Annotated in this window: 14 protein-coding genes; 3 read left to right on the forward strand and 11 right to left on the reverse strand. The window is 43.8% G+C overall.

The genetic code is table 11. The annotated features are described in order from the left end of the window. Positions 1–39: 39 nt before the first annotated feature. The 4 genes from E2K93_RS02470 to E2K93_RS02485 form a co-directional block, all read right to left on the reverse strand. Positions 40–1200, reverse strand: a complete 1161-nt coding sequence (locus E2K93_RS02470; protein ID WP_135437565.1) for a CaiB/BaiF CoA transferase family protein — start codon at positions 1198–1200, stop codon at positions 40–42. Between the two features lie 12 nt (positions 1201–1212). Beyond that, a complete protein-coding gene (locus tag E2K93_RS02475) occupies positions 1213–4695 on the reverse strand; it encodes an indolepyruvate ferredoxin oxidoreductase family protein (RefSeq protein ID WP_135437566.1) in 3483 nt (1160 codons plus the stop codon). A 17-nt stretch (positions 4696–4712) separates the two neighbouring features. Next, positions 4713–5207: a RidA family protein gene (locus E2K93_RS02480; RefSeq protein WP_228445454.1), complete on the reverse strand. Its 495-nt coding sequence runs from the start codon at positions 5205–5207 to the stop codon at positions 4713–4715. A gap of 401 nt (positions 5208–5608) precedes the next feature. Further along, positions 5609–6757: an alpha-hydroxy acid oxidase gene (locus tag E2K93_RS02485; RefSeq protein WP_135437567.1), complete on the reverse strand. Its 1149-nt coding sequence runs from the start codon at positions 6755–6757 to the stop codon at positions 5609–5611. Between the two features lie 269 nt (positions 6758–7026). Here E2K93_RS02485 and E2K93_RS02490 point away from each other — a divergent pair, with 269 nt between their 5' ends. Continuing rightward, positions 7027–8172: an MBL fold metallo-hydrolase gene (locus tag E2K93_RS02490; protein WP_135437568.1), complete on the forward strand. Its 1146-nt coding sequence runs from the start codon at positions 7027–7029 to the stop codon at positions 8170–8172. Positions 8173–8259: 87 nt separating this feature from the next. On the opposite strand, the gene E2K93_RS02495 is transcribed toward E2K93_RS02490, so the two are convergent. The 4 genes from E2K93_RS02495 to E2K93_RS02510 all read right to left on the reverse strand — a co-directional run bounded on the left by E2K93_RS02495 (position 8260) and on the right by E2K93_RS02510 (position 13613). Further along, complete coding sequence (locus tag E2K93_RS02495; protein ID WP_135437569.1) at positions 8260–10608, reverse strand: molybdopterin-dependent oxidoreductase; 2349 nt, start codon at positions 10606–10608, stop codon at positions 8260–8262. A gap of 149 nt (positions 10609–10757) precedes the next feature. Further along, positions 10758–11807 carry a helix-turn-helix domain-containing protein gene (locus E2K93_RS02500; protein WP_135437570.1) on the reverse strand — a complete coding sequence of 350 codons (1050 nt, stop codon included), beginning with the start codon at positions 11805–11807 and terminating at the stop codon, positions 10758–10760. Between the two features lie 182 nt (positions 11808–11989). Then, complete coding sequence (locus tag E2K93_RS02505) at positions 11990–12463, reverse strand: MaoC family dehydratase (RefSeq protein ID WP_135437571.1); 474 nt, start codon at positions 12461–12463, stop codon at positions 11990–11992. Positions 12464–12476: 13 nt separating this feature from the next. After that, positions 12477–13613, reverse strand: a complete 1137-nt coding sequence (locus tag E2K93_RS02510; protein ID WP_135437572.1) for a hypothetical protein — start codon at positions 13611–13613, stop codon at positions 12477–12479. 371 nt (positions 13614–13984) lie between these two features. Here E2K93_RS02510 and E2K93_RS02515 point away from each other — a divergent pair, with 371 nt between their 5' ends. Continuing rightward, positions 13985–14407, forward strand: a complete 423-nt coding sequence (locus E2K93_RS02515; protein WP_135437573.1) for a MaoC family dehydratase — start codon at positions 13985–13987, stop codon at positions 14405–14407. Between the two features lie 333 nt (positions 14408–14740). Beyond that, positions 14741–15034, forward strand: a complete 294-nt coding sequence (locus tag E2K93_RS02520; RefSeq protein WP_135437574.1) for a hypothetical protein — start codon at positions 14741–14743, stop codon at positions 15032–15034. Between the two features lie 103 nt (positions 15035–15137). On the opposite strand, the gene E2K93_RS02525 is transcribed toward E2K93_RS02520, so the two are convergent. The 3 genes from E2K93_RS02525 to E2K93_RS02535 are packed head-to-tail and all read right to left on the reverse strand — an operon-like array spanning position 15138 to position 18223. After that, positions 15138–15815 carry a DUF3299 domain-containing protein gene (locus tag E2K93_RS02525; protein ID WP_135437575.1) on the reverse strand — a complete coding sequence of 226 codons (678 nt, stop codon included), beginning with the start codon at positions 15813–15815 and terminating at the stop codon, positions 15138–15140. Between the two features lie 18 nt (positions 15816–15833). After that, the gene (locus tag E2K93_RS02530; RefSeq protein ID WP_135437576.1) at positions 15834–17489 is read right to left on the reverse strand and encodes an ABC transporter permease; all 1656 of its coding nucleotides are present in this window, start codon (positions 17487–17489) and stop codon (positions 15834–15836) included. Next, complete coding sequence (locus E2K93_RS02535) at positions 17489–18223, reverse strand: ABC transporter ATP-binding protein (RefSeq protein WP_135437577.1); 735 nt, start codon at positions 18221–18223, stop codon at positions 17489–17491. The genes E2K93_RS02530 and E2K93_RS02535 overlap by 1 nt, the downstream gene beginning before the upstream one ends. Positions 18224–18365: the final 142 nt, after the last annotated feature.

Below are 18365 nucleotides of genomic sequence, written 5' to 3' on the forward strand. Positions count from 1 at the left end.
ACTTGGCTTTTTTGGCAATCAACACCACGCTTAGTTAGGCTATCGCAAGCCAACAATACCTTCATCAACCAAGTCTTTTATATCATTATCGTTTAGCCCTAATGTGTGCAATATGCGCTGACTGTCAGCGCCTCGCAACGCAATATCACCCTTGTCAAAACTTGGGGTTTGGCTAAACCTTGGCGCGGCGGCCGCCTGCAATATACCGTCTTTCTCAAAATAATAACCACGCTGTTGGTTATGTTCATGCTGCGCCGCTTGCGCTGGACTCAATACCGGCGCGTAACACGCATCGAGTCCAGCAAAAACCTGGTCCCAATGAGCCTGAGTATGAGCGGCAAATATTTGTTGTAATTTTTGCTTTTGCTTAGGCCACAAACTCGGGTCAAACTGTTGCTTGAAGTCATCATCTTCGCCAAGCCCAAGCGCGTCGAGCATAATATGATAAAACTTACGCTCTAAAGGCCCGACGGTAACCGCTTTGTTATCGCTGGTTTTATAACTATCAAACCAATGCGGTCCATCGAGAATACTTTGCCCTCGATTAAAACTGGCCATATTATTGGCCACCATCGACAAAATCAGATTCATCATATTGGCAGAACCATCGACGATATTGGCATCGACTACTTGCCCCTGCCCATTAGCTTTGGCATTCAGTACACCAGCCAATAAGCCAATCACTAAGTAAGTCGCGCCACCGCCTATATCGCCGGCCAATGTCGGTGGCGCAAATGGCGCATCACCTGGTTTACCGGCATACCAAAGTGCGCCTGACAAGCCAATGTAATTGATATCATGGCCTGCTCGTTCGCTCATAGGTCCAGTCTGTCCCCAACCGGTCATTCGACCATAAACAAGTTTTCGATTAACGCCTAAGCAAACATCAGGACCTAAGCCCAAACGTTCCATTACTCCTGGCCTCATGCCTTCAATTAAGCCATCGGCATTAGCGATGAGTTGTAAAACTAAGTCGCGACCTTTGTCAGACTTTAAATCAACAGCGATAGACTGTTTACCGCGTTTGAGAATATCTTTGTCGGCCAAATCAATAGAGTCATTGCCATCAGGGCGTTCAATCACTATCACCGTAGCGCCCATATCGCTTAACATCATACCGGCAAAAGGACCTGGACCTATGCCTTCAATCTCAATAAAGGTACAGCCTGTTAATGGACCCGATTTTTTATCATTTTCCATATCTATTTACCGTTATACATTAACAACGTCGATTTGCGCTTCGACCGCTAAATGCGCATGCTTAAAGGTATGCAGCTGTTGCTTCAGCGCTTGTTGATACTGCTCAACATTCGCTTCTTTGACATGACCATAGCCGCGAATAATGTCCGGCAGTTTTGCTAACTGCACAGCCAAATGATAATTGCTTTGATCAAGATTTAGTAGCAATTCATCGACCAATAAAAAGTACTCTTCGATAAGGGCACGTTCCATTTTTCGCTCAGCGGTTTTACCAAAAATATCAAATGCACTGCCTCGTAAACCTTTAAATTTGGCCAATATCGCGAATGCTTTTAACACCCAGCTGCCAAGTTGAATTTTTTTCGGTTTGCCGGTCGATTTGTTTTTCGGGGCAATAAGTGGCGGTGACAAATTAAATTGCAGTTTAATATCGCCTTCAAATTGGGCGTTTAATTTGGTTAGAAATTCCTTGCTGCTATACAAGCGTGCCACTTCGTATTCATCTTTATATGCCATCAATTTATAGGCATACATAGCTACCGCTTCGGTCAGACTACTGTCTGTTATATCTAAGCGTTTTTCCGCCTCGTTAACCTTATTAACTAGTGACTGATAACGTTCAGCGTAAAACTGGTCTTGGTATTGCACCAGTTCTTCAAATCTTAAGGCAATACGTTCCGATAACGTCACAGGCCCCGAGTCATTGGCATTATTGTTTAATTGTTGCAGTGTCGTGTTTGCGTCGTGGGCGAAATTACGTCCCCAAGTAAACGCTTGTTGATTAAACTCAACGGCGACACCATTTAAAGCAATGGCTTGCATAATGGCTTGCTGTGATAATGGTAAACGACCTTTTTGCCATGCGTAGCCGACCACAAATAAATTGACCGCAATCGCATCTCCCATTAATTGAGTCGCTATTTTGCTGGCTTCAATGAATTCGAGTTCACTCCCCAGAGCGCTCTGCAAACGGCTTTCAACCGCGTCAATTGGATACTGTAAGTCACCGTCGCGGGTAAACTCACCGGTTATCGCCTGATGATTATTGACCACCGCATAGGTTCTGCCCTGTTGCACCATACTCAAGGTTTCATCATCACTACCAGCTAACATATCGCAAGCTAACAGCAAATCCGCTTGTCCCGAAGTAATTCGAACGCCCTTAATTGAGTCAGCGCTATTGCCTATTTTTACATGCGACTTAACCGGACCACCTTTTTGCGCAAATCCAAGTTGCTCAACTACCGATAAACCTTTGTCGTCGATATGAGCCGCCATACCCAATATTTGGCCAACGGTTACCACCCCAGTACCACCAACACCGGTGATAATGATGTTGTATGTATCATCGCCATTAATGGTCGGTCGTTGTGGCTCAGGCAAGTTTGCTAATAAATCTGGCTTGGCGCTAATGCCCTTTCCTTTTTTCACATCGCCACCCAAGACCGTAACAAAGCTCGGGCAAAATCCATCGTTACAGCGATAGTCTTTATTGCAAGTTGATTGGTTTATATGGCGTTTGCGGCCAAATTCGGTGGTTAGCGGTTCGACTGACAAACAGTTCGATTGCTCGCCACAATCACCACACCCTTCACACACGCGGTCATTGATAAACATACGTTTGGCAGGATCTGGAAACTTGCCACGTTTACGTCGACGGCGCTTTTCCGAGGCACAGGTCTGATCGTAAATAAGCACACTTACGCCTTTGATCTGCCTAAGTTCTTGTTGTAGTAAATTCAAATCATCACGATGATGTATTGTTGTTGCCGCTGGAAACGCAGGGTAATTGTTATATTTAGCAATATCATCGCTAACGATAGCAATGCGCTCAACACCTTCCGCGCGCATTTGCTCGGCAATATTATTAACCGAAATGGGACCATCGACCGGTTGTCCACCGGTCATCGCAACTGCATCGTTATACAAGATTTTATAAGTGATGTTTATGCCTGCGGCAATAGCAGCACGAACCGCTACAGAGCCGGAGTGATAGTAGGTACCATCCCCGAGGTTTTGAAACATATGCTCGGTCTTGACGAACGGTGATAGACCAATCCAGGTTGCTCCTTCACCGCCCATATGGGTATATAAATCGACGTCTCTGTCCATCCAATTCGCCATATAGTGACAACCAACACCACCAAAGCTGCGACTGCCTTCGGGGGTAACCGTTGAACTATTATGTGGACAGCCAGAACAAAAATACGGTAAACGAGCCATATTTAAGCTTGGTAGGGCCGCTAATTTGCAACCGGATTGCTGTAAGTCTTGTAACTTTTGTTCGACCATGTGCTGTGGTGCAATATTCAATAAGTGCGTAGCCAATGCCTTGGTGATATGGTCGGTATTGATGTTACCAAAATTTTGCAAGATCGCATTGCCTTGCTGATCGTAACGACCATGCACTTTAGGACGTTGTGCTTCAGGCAAATCGTAACAGGCTTGAATAATGCCTTTTTCAAGAATTTCACGCTTATCTTCGATTACGATGACATGCTCTAAGCCATCGGCGAATTCTCGGTAGGTCTGTAAGTCGACTGGAAACGGCATAGACACTTTCAAAATACGAATGCCAAGTTGCTGTAGGTGTGACTCATCCAGTCCTAGGTCTTTTAAAGATTGCAAACTATCACGCCAAATCTTACCCATGGCAACAATACCTATTTTGGCATTTTCGCTATCAAAGGTAATTTTATTGAGATTATTGGCTCGAGCAAAATGCAGCGCGGCTTTGAGCTTATGTTGCTTAATGCGTTGCTCTTGAATGTATGGTGAGTCTTGCTTACGCGCGTTTAGACCACCTTCTGGAAAGTCATAATCTGGGTAAATAATGTCAAATCGATTGTCGGCAATATTGACTCGAGAAGACGTTTCAATGGTTTCTGGTAATAGCTTGTAGCCGACCCAAGCCCCGCTAAAGCGAGATAGCGCAATACCCATTAAGGCATAATCAAGCACCTCTTGAATATCGGCAGGAAACAATACTGGCATCAGCAAATCTTCAAATAAGATTTCACTGTGATAGTTATTAATCGTTGACGACATATTCGGATCATCGCCGGCAAGAATAAGTGCCCCACCGTGTTTAGCACTGCCATGCCAGTTTCCTTGGCGTAAACCGTCAATGGTTTGATCAACACCAGGGCCTTTGCCATACCACATAGCAAAAACACCATCGTAGTTTTGATCACCAAAATAGTCGATCTGCTGTGTTCCCCAAACCGATGTCATCGCCATATTTTCGTTGATACCAGGGACAAACTTAATGTGGTTTTCAGTCAATCGTTGCTCTTCGCGCCATAATTGAACGTCCATCGCGGTCATCGGTGAACCACGATAACCACTAATATAACCGGCGGTGTTTAAACCGTTTTTTTCATCAAGCCAACGCTGTTCAAGCAAAGCACGGACCAATGCCTGTGATCCTGTCATATAGGCACTGTCTTTATCGCGCTCGTACTTATCCTGTAGAGAAACCTTTGAATCTTGCATGTTAATCACCTAACCGATTAGTGCAGTTCTAATTCTGCTTCGACTTCAACCGATAGGTTCATTGGTAACGCCGCCATGCCCACCGCACTGCGACAGGCCATACCAACGTCTTTACCGAAAATTTCAATGATGGTTCGTGAAAAGCCATCGATGACAGGGGTCTGGCCATTAAAGTCAGGGGTAGAATTGACCATTCCTAACACTTTGACCCAAGATTTGATGCGTGATAATTCGCCAAGTTCGCGCTTTAAGCTGCCAATCATGGCTAGCGCTGTAAGTTTCGCAGCTTCTTGAGCTTGTTCAATTGTGACGGTGTCACCAACTTTGCCCATAAGGTGAGCGGCAATGGTGCCATCAGGATTTAATGCGCCATGCCCAGATACGATAACGCGCTTATCTAAAACCTTTACCATCGATAGCAAGACTTCAAAACCAGCCGGCAGTTGCAGCTCTGCTGTAATGTCGTAGCCCAGTTGTTGCATACGTTGTTCGGGTGTCATGTTATCTACCATTGTCTTCTCTTCCTTAATACTCAACGCCACGTCAATGCCGCTGGGTAAGTTAATTTATTATTATGTTTTGTGATGATGATTAAAAAGTAGCACTTGTCTGCTAAAAAAAATTGTCAGAATCGGCAAAGACATTGCCTAACAGTGGGCTTATCAAGATTTAAGCAATCATAACCGGCAATAATCTTGTAACTTTGCCATTAAAGGTAAAACGCCCGGTCAGCTAGGTGTATGGTTTAGGCGCATCTTTTAGAGGTCTTACTTATACGTATGGTTAGAGGTATTGTCTGGACGTATTGCCTGGGCGTATTGCCTGGGCGTAATATCTGCGCGTATTGCTTTGTTGCTAAAATGGATATGCTGTCTGCAGGATTGTTTCACCCACAATGTGAGTAGCCATTGAGTTATCGGCGCAGCATATCGGCATTGATGCTGGCGATGTCTTTGGCGCCACTGACCACCATGGCACGTTCTACTTCAGCGCGTAGCAGGTTAATGACGTATTCGACCCCTTGCTGACCAGCTGCAGACAAACCGTAAACAAAAGGTCTCGCAGTTGAGCAGGCTGTCGCGCCTAACGCTAAGGCTTTGACCACATCACTGCCACGGCGAATACCACCATCAAGAATGATGTCAGCCTGACCAGATATGGCATCAACCACTTCCTCTAACGCGGCAATAGTCGATGTAATACCATCAAAGTTACGACCGCCTTGATTAGACACGATTACCCCGTCACAACCAATAGACACCGCTTGTTTGGCATTTTTACTGGACATAATGCCTTTTACTGCCATTGGCGCATCCCAGTTGTCGCGAACAAACTGTAACGTGTCCCAAGTAATTGGCGTAACCAAGTTATGAAATAGCCACATATGGTCTTTACCGTCGGCAAAGTAACGGGAAAAGTTGGCGAAATTAGGTTTATTTCGCAGGTAGTTGAACACCCACTTAGGATGAGCCATCAACGATAACAAACTGCGCATAGGGAATGTCGGAGGCAGGCCAAAGCCACTGCGATGATCACGCTCTCGATTACCATGTATGGGGTTATCGATGGTGACGATTAACGCTTTGTAACCGGCAGCCTTGGCGCGTTGCATTTGTTCAAGCATGATGGCTTTGTCACGAGCCGGTTGCAATTGAAAAAACTTAGCTGCGTCACTGATATGAGCAACATCTTCGATAGAGGTGGTTGAAAAATTCGACATCGAATAAATACAGCCGGTTTGCATTGCTGCTTTCGCGGTTGCTCGCTCACCGTCTTTATGCATCAATTGATGCACACCCCATGGTGACAACAATATGGGTGACGCCGATGGTTGGCCAAGGATAACCGTCTGTGTATCGGCGGTTTCCTGTCCAGTGCCCATATCGGTCATTAGCGTGTAATCGTCAAAACCACGGCTATTTTCCCGCAGAGTTTTTTCATCATCACCGCCACCTTCGATATACTCTCGTATCGACCACGGCAATGATTTAAGAGCCACTTTTTGTACATCTCGAACACTTAAACAATGTTTAAGGCGAGCGGGTATTTTATCTTGTTGCATAACCTATCGTCTTGACTTCAATATGTTAGGTTCAGGTATTCGTTTTATTCAACGTATCTCACTTAACCAGCGTATCCTGAAATTGCGTTTAGCATTCTGCGATGCTTTTCAGGCCACTTTACACACTATTAACCTAACAAAATTGTCATTCTGAGCATGGCCGTTTTCAATGCCGCCATATATGGCAAATAAAACGCAAAAATAGACAAATTTATTTCATAATGAGCAAGCAAGATAAGATGCGAATACGAGATTGAGGCAGCAAACTTATGAATGAGAAAAAATACCAAGAAGATGATGAGCATGGTAACAGTTGCCAAATCAACGGCAGTGATAGTTCATTACGCTTTCCTTTTGCAGCGCCTGAACCCTATTTAACGCAAAAAATATCTGACGATATTTATTGGTTGCGCATTCCGCTGCCCTTCAAGTTAGATCATATCAATGTTTACCTTATTGCAGAGCAAGATGGCTGGTGCTTAATAGACACCGGCATGGGCACCAACTACAGCAAACGCTATTGGCAACAATTATTCGATAGCGCCTTACAAGGTAAACCAATAACCCGTATCGTTATTACCCACAATCACCCAGACCATGTTGGTTTGGCCAACTGGCTTCAGCAAAAATTTCACTGTCCGGTGATCATGTCCAAGCGTGAATTTGAGATCATGGCGTATTTATTTTCGATTAGTGGTTCAACACCTCCGGATTATTACCTGGATTACTTACTCAGAGCCGGCATGTCTACAGAGCATGCTGATAAAGTCAGGCAACATCGCGACAACGGTTACGATAAAGCCGTGGACGGTTTACCTAAGGACTGCCAGTTTGTTGACCATGGTGACAACATTACGTTAGGTAAATATCAATTTAACATCATTATTGGCAGCGGCCATTCGCCAGCACATGTCAGCTTGTATTGCCCAGAGTTAAATATTCTGTTTAGTGGTGACCAAGTACTGCCGGATATTCCCTCCATGGTCACCTTGTACCCGAAAAACCCCAAATTTAAAGACCATCGTAAACAAAACCCATTGGGACGATGGCTAAAAGCCCTGAACGGTTTAAAGGCCCTGCCAAGTGATACTCTAGTACTGCCGTCTCATAATAAGCCTTTTATTGGCTTGCACGCTCGAGTCGACGAAATCATTGCCAATCATTGTGCTTTGTTAAATCAACTTTTAGCGGCTTTGCAGCAAGGAAAAACCGTGAGCCAAAGCATCATGCCGATATATAAGCGTAAGGTGCGCGATCAAGTGTACGTGATGTTTATATCTGAATTGTTGGCTCACATTCAATTTTTAGAACAACTCGGTTTAGTGGCGCGAGAACAAGGCGCGGAGGTAGATATTTTTAGCACCATAAGCGCGCCAGATATGTGTCAACAAATTGACGATTACCTGAGCCGATAAACTAAAATCGGGGGCAATCCGCGCAGCAATAAGCGCGGCGATTAACGCCGCATAAGCCAATGATTGAATACATGATTAGCCCACACGTTAGTCGACAGGTTGTGTTGTTTGCGGTTGCTTAAAGACGCTAATATCAGGTAATTCGCCACAGTACTTTTCCACCTCAACCAGGCAACTGTGGGCGCTGCACCCTTGCGCTAAGCGCGATGTGCCAACATCGGCGGTCAAGGCATTGGGGTTGCCATGAGCATCTAATACGCTATCGCCAAGTTGCTTCGGGTCATACCAAGCGCCGGTCGGTAACTCAATGACACCATCACGTAACTCATCGCTGATTTCAACACCGGCAAGGCACTGGCCACGATCATTAAATAAACGAATAACATCACCATTTTCCAGGCCTCTTTTACCCGCTTCATGGCGATTTAGCCGAGCTCGTTCACGCCCCTTTATTTTATGCTGCACACTGGTAACACCATGATCAAACTGACTATGTAAGCGGGTTTTCGGTTGATTAGAGATCAAGTGTAACGGGTACGCTTTGGCTCGCTTCGAACCAAGCCACTCCCGTTCGCTATACCACATGGGATGGCCATGACAGTCGTCATAATTAAAGTTGGCAATGGTGCTAGAGAAAATTTCAATTTTTCCAGATGGGGTGCGTAAAGGATGTTTATCAGGGTCTTGGCGAAATCGCTCTAATGTAAAGCGAATATCCGGTAATTGATCGCCAACATAAAACTGTTCACCTTGCCAAAAGACATCAAATGCGGGTAATTCGACGCCTTTTGCTTTGGCGTTTTCACGGGTGGTGTTATAGAGGTTTTCTACCCACTGCATTTCTGTTTTACCGCCGGTAAACTGATCAGCAAACCCTAACCTTTGTGCCAAACCAGAGAATATTTCAAAGTCTGAGCGTGCTTGCGCATAGGGCTTTACCGCTTGGCGCATAGGAGAGATAAAGGCATCATAGCTACTGCCACCTAAATCATTGCGCTCTAACATGGTTGTTACTGGGAAAACGATGTCGGCATGACGGGCTGAGGCGGTCCAAAACGCATCTTGAACGATGATGGTATCGGGTTTTGACCAAGCCTTTGCCAATGCGTGTAAATCTTGATGGTGATGAAATGGGTTACCACCAGCCCAATAAATCAGCTTAATGTCTGGGTAGGTTAGATCCAAACCATTGTACTGATATGACTGCCCTGGGTTATTCAACATATCGACATGACGCGCAACCGGTATAAACTTTTTATCACCAAGTGCTGGTCGCTCGCCAATCTCCATACCAAAGGCGCCCATCTTATAGGTCGGTACTTTTCGACCACCAAAGCCCATGTTATGGATGCAGCCATAGCCATAGCCAACACCGGCACCAACTTTGCCAATATGCCCCAACATCGCTGCCAAGGTTGTCAACATCCAATAGGTTTGTTCACCATACTGTTGCCTTTGCAAGGACCAACTGATGCTCAAGGTACTGGGTTTATTGCCCAATTCGAAAGCCAGGTCAATAATATTTTGTTCACTAATATCGGTGAGCAAACTGGCCCACTTGGCGTCTTTCGGCACGCCATCAGATTGGCCCGTTAAATAAGGAACAAACTGGTCAAAGCCTGTGGTGTAGCGCGCAAGGAAATTGGCGTCATGCAGGTTATTGCTGTAGAGGGTATGCGCTAAGGCTAACATCAACGCCACATCGCCATTGGGGCGAATCGGCAGCCATTGAGCGTCTACTTGTTCGATAACATCATCCCGAATAGGTGATATATTAACCACCTTAACACCCGCAGATTTAAGCTGAGACAACTGCTCAACGGCACTGTGCGAGCCTATTCCTCCGGCGTTAACCTGTGAGTTTTTAATGGCCGCGCCGCCAAACAGCACAAATAATTGCGAATTGTCGGCGATTTCCTTCGGGCTCGGTGCTTCTCGTACCAATAACAGAAAAGGAATGCCTGTAACATGATTCATGATCACTTCGGCGGCGGCTGACGAATAGGTATTCATCGAGTCGACATAACCGCCATATTTTCCTAAAAATCGGTGTATTTGACTTTGTGCATGATGGAATCGACCTGCACTTGCCCAACCATAAGAACTGCCATACACCGCATCTGTGCCATAATTTTGTTTGGTGTGCTTAAGCGCCTGCGCAGCCAAATCAAGCGCCACCGACCAACTTACCGGCACAAACTTTTCTTTGCCGCGACCTGCCCCACAGCTGTCAACGCCATCTTTAAAATAGCCTTCGCGGATCATCGGCTGAGGAATACGCGCGCCTTTATCTAAGCCATCAATCAGTGAATCGCCAATGGCTGTGGCTTCTTTATCGACATCGTAATGATTGATAGACAGCAGTGACTCACCATCGGACTCAACCAAGTAGTTGCCCCAGTGGGTGCATGTTGGTGTAATACGAGAATTGGCCATAAAATGGGTTTCTATAAAGGAATATACAACCATCTTATGTTGAACGTTGCGGTAGGGTTTTATCTATTTGTGTCAAACAGTTGACCAAACTGTTGACAAAACATAGGCCTAACATAGAGCTAGCATAGGCTTAAGATACAGCCTTAGTATTAGAATTTTATGGTTCGTAATCCTGGTACATGTATGCCCCTTTGGCGAAACTCCTCAGGTAAAATCCCTGTCCACTGCATAAAATGCGCGGCAAATTCATCAGCACTGCTATAGGCGAGTCGTGAAGCGATATCACTCATGCTCATGTCGGTTTCAGTTAATGCTTCTTTACCAATTTCATAGCGTACCTCTTCTAACATTTGCTCGTACTGATAGCCATACGCATTAATCTTTTTCTCAAAATCAGCCGATGACATGGCGAAATACTCGGCAAGGTTGTCCATAGATAAATTTTGCGCCACCATAAAGTCTTTTGCTTTTTTCTCTACCAGCAATAAAAAATTATTGCTCGACAGCGAATAAAAGCTTTGCTCAGTCATTTCCTTATAGCCCTCTTGTAAGGCTTTATTGGCGGTAAATATCGACAAATGCATATCGTCTTTTTTAAATCGTAGACGCATATGGTGCTCACTTTGTAATAAGGGGCAGTCGAAGTATTGGTTATAATGCTCGCCATTTAAGGCGATAAAGTCAGCAGGTAATGCCACTTCAATTGGATTAATATGCGACATGCTAAAGCGACGCATAAATAGCAGTAAAAAGCTCAGTACAGCTTCATTGACTTCAACATTAACGGCGCGAGTAAATGGGTAAGTGACATCGTAAAAATCATCGTAGGCAACGATAGAAACCTTAATGGTTAAATACTTTGAAAAGCGCTCGTAGACCTTAAGAAAATCCAACAAGGTGTCTTGCGAATACAGTAACACGCCCCAACTGCCAATATATTCGGGTTTCATTTTTTGCCCAGTAAGCAAGCCTATATGAGAGATGCCACTTAGTTCTCGGGCTTTTTCTAGTGTTTGCACAAAATCGAAATGCTCTAAGCGGTTGTCATAATGATGACTGCTGTGATGATTGCCTGCGGCCATTATTTTATTAATGACATCTTGCTCAATATCATGCTCTATCAACACTTTGTTCAGCGCTTGAAAAAAGCTTTGGTGCGAGCCATGGTCGTGCGACAGCGTACTATTTTGATTTGTCATCTGACAGTTTGGTGTTAACAATTAGGTAATGCAAAGTATAGACGAGGGCTTAATTTACGTTAGCGGTTCAAAATCTGCTCATCATTTACTCTGGGCAATACTAAAAAAGCCCGCCAAAGCGAGCTTTAATTCGATGCGAGATCTATATACGAGGCTTTAGTGTGAGGTTCTAGTGTGAGGCTTTATGGCGTAAGCTGCGGCCAATAACGAACAATAAAGTTGCCTAGCGTAACCGGGCTAGTTTCATCATTAACATGCCAACTAAAATCCCAATGTACGGCAATGCCTTGCTCACGCTGCTCAACTTTATGGCATGAAAACCGTAAGGTGAGACTGTCACCGGCTTTCACCGGTTTTAAAATACGAAACCGATCGGTACCTAAAAACAGCGCTTTCATATTGTGCAATTCAACATGCTCGAAAAACACAGAATGGATCAAACTCATGGTAAACATACCGGGTGCGACAATAGCGCCAAAACTGGACTGTTTCGCTCGTTGCTCATCAAAATGAAACCAATCTAATTGATTCACACTACGACAAAAGTCTTGAATCATCGCCGTCGTCACCACAAGCGGCTTTGAACAGAACAACGCCTCTCCTTCGAGAGCTCGTAAAGAGTCTATTCCGTCTAATTGAATTTTTTGTTGGCTCATAGTTAGTCTCTGCTTATTGCGCTTTAGCACCTTCGATAACAATAGCACTACCCTTACCTGATGATTTTATTAGTTTGTATATGCCGACTGTAAATAATGGAATAAAAAACACCACGATAAACGTCATAAATAAAAATTTATAGCCCGCTAAAATCAGCGCAACAATGCCCAACGTTGATAACGCCAAACTTAACAATACCATTGAACCGGCAACCCCTGCGTGCTGCGTCGCTGATAAGGTCTTATTGCGTTTCTCTTGCATATAATTATCAATACGTTCAACAAAGCCTTGCATCATACCCACGCCGGTTTGCAAAATAAGTACAAACAGAATGAGCACATAGACATCAATCAACCAGGTACTTCCCAGTTGCTCGAGCAACCAATATACCGGCACTTCAACGCCTGAAGTTAAGACTTCCGGATAATGAGATAAAAAAGCAAAGTGCAATGCAACTAATGGCAATACACCAACAAAAGCTGCGCTGAACGAGGCAACCACTGAGTCGGTCGATTTTTTAATGTGACGACCAGCAAACAATAGCAAAGGAAAAAATGCCACATTGACCATAGCATATTGGCTACCGACACTGGCAGCGGCCAATGAAACCTCATCGTTCGCTAACTCAAAGGCAACAATCTCACCTAAGTTTACGTAGACATATCCGGCGATAATCGCGAGGATCAATAACAACGACATTGACGCAATTGTCATAGATTTTTCAATGAACTCTCGACCTTTGTAGGTAAAAAAGATCACAACCGCTAGCAATGCCACTTGCCCTACATAATGATTCGTTTGCAAGTACTCGCCTAATACGGTGCCTGCCGCAGTCGATGAAATAGCGATAACGATAATCATCGATAATAAAATAGCGATTTCATACAACCACCATAGCTTGCCTAAAATCACTTTACTAAATTGTCGATAATCATATGCTTTATAGCGCCGAGAAAGCTCAAAGCAACAAAACATAACGGCCATCACCACCAAAGCAACACTGCCAATCGCCACGAATCCACCGATTGGCCCATTGGAGGTTATGTATTGCACCAGCTCTACACCTGATCCCATAGACCCGCCAAAAAATACCGATAACCAAACCGCCGCTGGTATCATGATAATTCTGGTTAAAAATGTATTTCCCACAGAAACCTCGTTTTAAACGTTTACTAAAAAATGTGTTTTTATTAGGTCGTTTTGATGTATTACACAACAATGTTGTTAGCGCTGTTAACGTTAGCACTTAACGTTAGTGCTTTAGTTAATAAAGCAAACACCAGCCGATGCCAAGCAAATACAGCGACCTTTATTGTTAATTATTGTTAAAGCCACTTATTCAAAAACACCAATGAGCCTAACTCATTAATGCCAAGATAACAAATATACAAAATAAGTGAAAAAACAACAAAACCAACAAAAACCAACAAAAACCAACACCAAACTAAAAACATTGCTAAACCTGCAACACAACGATAACATGAGTTAAACTCATTATCTTTTATTGCGAGGCGCGGAGAATGAGCAAACGTACCTTTATTGGTGATTGCTACAGTAAAACCATCATACTATCGAAACAGGATATTGAAGCCGGTGCTAAAGCGCTTGGTGACACCAACCCTATTCACTTCGACAGCGACGCCGCGATTAAAGCCGGTTACCCAGGCATTATTGCTAGCGGCGCACATACGTCTGGTTTATGCGGTGGTGTGTTGACGCAAAAATTTCAGGACTCCGGTACCTTTATGGGACTCGATTGCAGTTACCGATTTCACAAGGCAGTTGCCGCTGATGACGCATTAACCATTAGTTGGAAGACTAAACGCCTGGAGCCCAAAAAATCGTTACAAGGTTATATCGCCGTGTTTTCTGGAAAGATGACAAATAGTCAGGGCGAACTGCTGATTTCAGCCCGCATGAAAGTATTGCTTAGAGACGACTAATATGAGTCATCGTTAATACATTGCGCTCTAACTGCCCGTCATAAATCTTAATGTAACGTCTTGTTATTATGGTAAGAAATGCTGATAAACAGCTAAACTGATCCAAATGCCCAACCACAGCGTAACCTCTTTAGCGGCACCTTAGTTCAATAGCTATAGAGATTCTAATCTCTTTATAACTAAGTTGATTAAGTCGGAACATATTGATTATAAAAAATCATTATTCGCCGCTTTACAAAGCAACATTTTTTTTACATTGTAGAGACTGACCTGAATAAATTTTCGGGCCGGGGATCTTTTATTGTCGTTATTGAAGGAATAAGGATTTAGAAAATGGAAAGATTAACAAGCGTTAAAGAAACGGTAGTGGATTTGTATCAACAGTACCAATCAGAACTCAACCTTAATGGACCAGAGCTTAATATTGAGAATGTTGAGTCCATTGAGAGGGCTCTCGAGTCTGTATATGCTAGGGATGCAATAGCGACACGAAACCGTACTCGATTTCCACGAACCTTAACGCAAAAATTGCGCAGTGCGTTCGCTGATTTACTGTTACTTATGGACGGTAAAGACATCAAAAAAATGAAACCAGGTAAACCTGAAGTAGCAGAAGACAAAAAATAACCTCGCTTGTGCTTGTATTTATTACCACAGGTTGTTGTAAATACCCATAAAAAAACGCCCGATAGGATATCGGGCGTTTTTTTATATCAATCGCTTAGAACCATTACTGTTCCATTGTTATAAACTCTATATTGTCGACGGTTAATGTATAACTTGTCGGTATTTCTTTCGCGCCATCGACTAAATTCAATTCAGGTGATGCTTGTTCTGATGACATTTTACCTTTAACTTCGATTGGCGTGAACATGCTCAGTGACGGCGGTTCAATTGGTGTCACTAGCTTAGCATATACAATCTGATTCGCTGCCGGTGGTGGCTCATGAATACAGGCGCCGACATATGGCACTAACAAAAATTCTTTAACCTTTTTCCCTTCAAATTCAAGAGGTAGTAAAAAACCACGCATTTGAATATTGGCGTCATCTAATGCCGGATTTGTTGACGCAAACTCTTGCTCACGTTGAGCAATAATGTCTTCGCGTATTTTAAACAACTTTTCTACATCATAACCTTTGGCTTTTAAATCAGCATTGGCTTGGTCAACTAGTTTTTGCGTTTCTTCGTCAACTTCTTGACCGCTAGCAATGATGTCGTTAACGATGGCAATTTGCTGCATTTTACGAATATCTTCGATTTCCATGCCTTCAAATGGGTTTTCTATTTCTTTTTTGACCACGTGTTCATTGAGCGTTTCCCAAGTCACTTTTTTGTAGTCAGCGGCCGAAACACTGGCCGTAAACAGAGCCACGGATAACGAAATTAATGCAAGTAGATTTTTCATACTTTAACGGTTTCCTATTTAACTTTTGACCGACATGCCATCGGATAAAGCGTAACGATAAATTTGAATGCTTGGAATTAAACTGATTAATATACCAGCGACACCAACTAATGACAGCAAGGCCAGCTCTTGATTTGACGGTAAACCAATATCAAGATAGATGCCGAAATTATTCAGGACAAATGGCTTAATTGCAAATAAAACTGCATATAAACAACCAAGTCCAGCCACTAAACCGGCAACGATAATGGCGGTTGCCTCACCCATCATCAAGCCAAATATATGCCCAGGACGAGCACCTATAGCGCGCAATATCGCCATTTCTCGGCGACGCTGACTGAGACTGTTCAACAATATGATCAACATTGACGCCAATGAAATAATGACCACCATAATGGAGATTGCGAATAAGGTCTTTTCAACCACAGACAATATTGACCATAGCTCTAATAACGCCACCCCAGGCATTATTGCCATCAAAGGTTCCGCTTTAAATTTGTTGATCACTTGCATCATGGTGAGCGCATGTGGTCGCTCGTATAGACCAACATAAAACCCGCTTATGGTATCGGCTGCATGATGATGATCGGCATGATTATGGGCATCAAAGCTGTCGTTTGCTAACGGTTGTTGATGTTCTTCATGTTGATGCTGCTCATCGTGCTCATCGTGTGCGGCATGTTCATCATGTTGATGCTGCTCGTCGTGTTCGTCATGCGCGGCATGTTCTTCATGTTGGTGATGTTCATCGTGTTCGTCATGCGCGGCATGTTCATCATGCTGGTGATGTTCATCGTGTTCGTCGTGTGCGGCATGTTCATCATGTTGGTGATGTTCATCGTGCTCGTCATGTGCGGCATGTTCATCATGTTGGTGATGTTCATCGTGCTCGTCATGTGCGGCATGCTCCGCTTCTGTGACATGGGCGCTTGGTTTAGTGTTTGGCTTAGCCGCAGACGCCTTTTTTAACGCGTCTTTCACAGACAATGTTCCGCTATCTGCAATGGCAAAAGGGTCAATACCCTGTTCGATGATTTTTTGCTCTTTGTGCAGGCCTTCAATACCTTCCAATGAAATAAACACCGTGCGATCTATTGGTGTCGCGGTGGGCGCTAAAATACCAACGATATAGAAAGGGTCTTCATCATGATGAATATAACTATCCGCGCCGCCATGGGAAATAATCACTTTATCACCGAGCTTATAATTGAGTTTTTCCGCAACTTCGGCACCAATGACCACATCTGTTTGTTTAACAAACCACTGCCCTTGGCGTGCTTGCAAGGATTGCTTCACACCGTACTTATAATGCTGGTAAAACTCTGCGGTTGTGCCCATTACGGTATACCCCTTATGGGTATCTCCCAATGAAAAAGGTATCGTCCATTTCACCAGCTTGTTAGCACTTATCTCTTCAAATGATTCGTATTTAATACCTTGTGTTGCGGTGCCCATTTGAAACACCGAGGACAACAACAAATTTACCGAACTTGTGCGCGCACCAACAATCAAGTCGGTACCCGAAATGGTGCTGGTAAAGCTGTCTTTGGCTTGTACTCGCACTTTCTCGATTGCAATAAGCAAGGCCACACTCATGGCGATAGAAAATATGGTTAATAACACTGTGGCTTTACGATTACGAAAGCTTTTAATCGCTAAATTTGCAATAGCCATTACGCCGATACTCCATCACAAATGGTGACAATATCTTTAGCATCTGTCAGCGTTTCTCTGTGCAATGACAAACTGCGATCAAAGTCTTGTTGTAAACGCATATCATGGCTAACAAAAATCAAGGTTGCGCCAGCTTCCTGACATTCTTTGAATAGCAATTGCAAAAAGGAATGGCAGCGATCCGCATCTAACGATGATGTTGGTTCATCGGCAACCACAATTTCAGGGCTACCCATTAACGCTCTAGCGGCGGCGACACGCTGTTGTTGGCCGATACTCAATTCATTAACAGGCTTATGCAATAAGTGTTCATCGCCCATGTCTAAATGCGATAATAAGCGGATGGCTTCGTCTTCAAGGGTGTCTGAATTCTTTAATGCTCGTTGTTTACGAATCGGAGAAAAGTTGACTGCCAGCATCACATTTTCAATCGTGCTGAGATACGGGATCAGGTTAAACATTTGAAAAATAACGCCAATATGATCCGCTCTAAATTGATCTCGTTCCGCGCCTGACATCTTGGTTAGGTCTTGGCCTAATAATTTTAACTCGCCGCTATTGGCACGAGTCACACCACATAGCAAACTTAACAATGTGGTTTTACCACTGCCGCTTGGGCCTTTGAGAAATAATTTTTCGCCTTTAGAGATAGAAAAGCGGTCAACATGGAATCGAAAGTCCGATTGTGGCGACCAGCTGAAATCTAGATTGGTTATATCGATTACCGCGCTCATTAAACCCTTTGTCCCGTTATTAGCAATGGCTGCCTAATATAACGGTTAGCCGATGCTATCTCAAGAAAGTATTTGTAGAACAATGTTACCTTAAATTCACAAACTGAAAAAATCATAACTGTATGAAATATAACCTGTTCAA

Source organism: Thalassotalea sp. HSM 43 (assembly GCF_004752005.1).
GTDB lineage: Bacteria > Pseudomonadota > Gammaproteobacteria > Enterobacterales > Alteromonadaceae > Thalassotalea_A.